This window comes from Muribacter muris (assembly GCF_001038205.1).
Classification (GTDB): Bacteria; Pseudomonadota; Gammaproteobacteria; order Enterobacterales; family Pasteurellaceae; genus Muribacter; species Muribacter muris.
In genome coordinates this window covers 1-2265 of sequence record NZ_JWIZ01000096.1, presented here as the reverse complement: position 1 = coordinate 2265, position 2265 = coordinate 1, and the positions used below count along the sequence as shown (strand labels likewise).

At 36.4% G+C, this 2265-nt stretch carries 4 protein-coding genes and 1 pseudogene; 4 read left to right on the top strand and 1 reads right to left on the bottom strand.

The genetic code is table 11. The annotated features are described in order from the left end of the window. Positions 1–409: 409 nt before the first annotated feature. The 4 genes from RO21_RS11445 to RO21_RS11430 all read left to right on the top strand — a co-directional run bounded on the left by RO21_RS11445 (position 410) and on the right by RO21_RS11430 (position 2159). Positions 410–592: a hypothetical protein gene (locus tag RO21_RS11445; RefSeq protein ID WP_047977910.1), complete on the top strand. Its 183-nt coding sequence runs from the start codon at positions 410–412 to the stop codon at positions 590–592. Continuing rightward, the gene (locus RO21_RS11440) at positions 585–869 is read left to right on the top strand and encodes a type II toxin-antitoxin system RelE/ParE family toxin (RefSeq protein ID WP_047977909.1); all 285 of its coding nucleotides are present in this window, start codon (positions 585–587) and stop codon (positions 867–869) included. The genes RO21_RS11445 and RO21_RS11440 overlap by 8 nt, the downstream gene beginning before the upstream one ends. A gap of 90 nt (positions 870–959) precedes the next feature. Next, positions 960–1580, top strand: a complete 621-nt coding sequence (locus tag RO21_RS11435; RefSeq protein WP_047977908.1) for a hypothetical protein — start codon at positions 960–962, stop codon at positions 1578–1580. 342 nt (positions 1581–1922) lie between these two features. Continuing rightward, the gene (locus RO21_RS11430) at positions 1923–2159 is read left to right on the top strand and encodes a helix-turn-helix transcriptional regulator (RefSeq protein WP_047977907.1); all 237 of its coding nucleotides are present in this window, start codon (positions 1923–1925) and stop codon (positions 2157–2159) included. Positions 2160–2187: 28 nt separating this feature from the next. Here RO21_RS11430 and RO21_RS13040 read toward each other — a convergent pair. Beyond that, positions 2188–2265: pseudogene (locus RO21_RS13040) on the bottom strand (IS1595 family transposase); the annotation flags it as partial.

Genomic DNA, 2265 nt, shown 5'->3' with positions numbered 1-2265 from the left:
AATGAATCTTATCGATTTAAACATCGTAATTAAGAAATAATAAAAGTGGAACACTTTTAAAGGATCTTTGTGGTTCAATTTTGGAAGATCATTGACAGCCCTTTCTAATGGCGTTGGGAATGTATCAGCTCGAACACGGCGAAATCGCCCTTGAATTGAGCGACAGCCAGCGACAAGCGTTAGCAGCGTTTAACGGATTGGAGTTATAATGATGTCCAAATTTTAGGTAACGCTTAAAGCCAACCGAAGCAGGAAATCCGGCTTCGCTGAACATTTAAACGATAGCGGAAATCCGCTATCGGCCAATGCCTACCACTACGGAAAATCCCGCACTGCCTATTTTCATTGCTATAAAATCCACAGTCTGCTACATTTAGCCTATCGTAATTATTCATAATAAGGTGAAACTATGCTTAAAGAGAAAGGCTATGATGAATTTTTGGCGGAAAAAATCCGCAAAGGGCGTGAAGATATTCAAGCTGGGCGATATTTAACAGCGGAACAATCTAGACAACGAATAGAAGTCCTATTGGCTCGTAAGGAAAAAGAATTAGCTCAACAACAATTAGAGCAAGGCGTAATTTATGGCTAAACGGTGGATATTATCTAATGATGCTCAAAATAATATTGATGATATTATTGAAAATATGATTGACTTCACTGGTAGCACTATTAGTGCAGCTAGATTTTACGGGGAACTCTATTCAAAATTCGATTTACTCGTATTTATGCCCTATATTGGTAGAAAACGAGAAGACGGCACACAAGAAACCTTTTGTCGTGGCTATCGAATTGTTTACGAAATACAAAACGATGTAATTTATATTATCGCTGTTATTCACAGTCGCAGATTATATCCACGCACATAATATTAAACCCGCCTAGGCTGATCACCGAAAACGAGAACCTTACTTGCTGGCGGGTTTTCTTTCATAAGGACAAATGCGAAAGGGGCATTTATGACATTTCAAGAAGAACAAGATCACTTTCAGAAAGAGATAGACAAGAATTTTATTTCTGTTTATGACTTGGTAAATCAGTTAATGGAAGAAAAAGAACTAGATTTTAAAAATGCCAGTCTATTTATTTTAACTAGAATTAATGCTTACTTAACCCAAAATGATAACCAAATATTTTTTACTCTCACAGAACCACCATTTACTGCATATACCTTAGAATCGCTTTGGAATAGCAAAGTAACTGAATGCCTTGAGTTTGCTAGTCGTAATGGACGATTTAGGTCAGAGAAAAAAGCTAAAACATACGGAATACTGCGTTCTGAAATCAATATAGCGTTGAATAACACTTTTGCTAAAACAGGAAATAGTCAATCTGAGGAACGTAAATATAATTCTATTGAGAGAGAAACACACTTACAAATGATCGCAATTTTGGCTGAAGAACTAGCTAATCATTGTCAAAAATACAAAAAGGCAAATGGGCTTCCAAATAATTCTGCTATTGCTAATTTAATTGCAGAACGAGCAAGGGAAATCAGAATAGAATCTTTAGAACCTAAAGGCGTTGATGGTTATAGAAGGCGACTTACTGAAATAAGCAGTTATTACAAAGGCGAGTAATCGCCTTTTTTCATTTCGTATCATTCCAATCTATTTCATATCAATTCATATTATTTCATAATAACCCGATAAAATTCGGCAAAAAACGGTAGAATTTCGGCACGTTTTTAGTAGCTCAAGCCTTTTAGATCTTACTTTGTACGATTTTAGGAAAAAATATCCTCTTTTTAATCCCCAAAATTTTCTTTTAAATTCAATGTATTATATTTAGAAAAAATCTATCTGTAACTTCCCAAAATTTTATGAGAAGTTATCACTTATCAGGCTTAAATTCATTTTTAATACCTCACGCAACGTTACACAACCCAACGAAATCAACTGTTTAACAACGAGAGGTAAGCAATGAACCAATCTATCCCCCTACCCCTACCCAATAAACCACAGCCTATTCAAGCGGTTTGGGGCAGCACCAATGACGTAATGACCCGTATTTGCTGCAAACGCACCAAATTAAACAGCTTAATGCGTGAAGACCCGACATTCCCGAAGCCGATCCGGCTCTCCCAAAATCATATCCGCTGGAACTTAGCCGAAATTGACGGCTGGATTGCCGCAAAGGAAGCGACAAGGGGGCAATAATGAAAAAGAAAGGGGCTGTACTAGATAACTAGAATAAATTCTGCTTTACTAATTGTTTTAAAATGGAAAATTGAACTTTTATTTCACTGTGGTTAAAACGCCATTC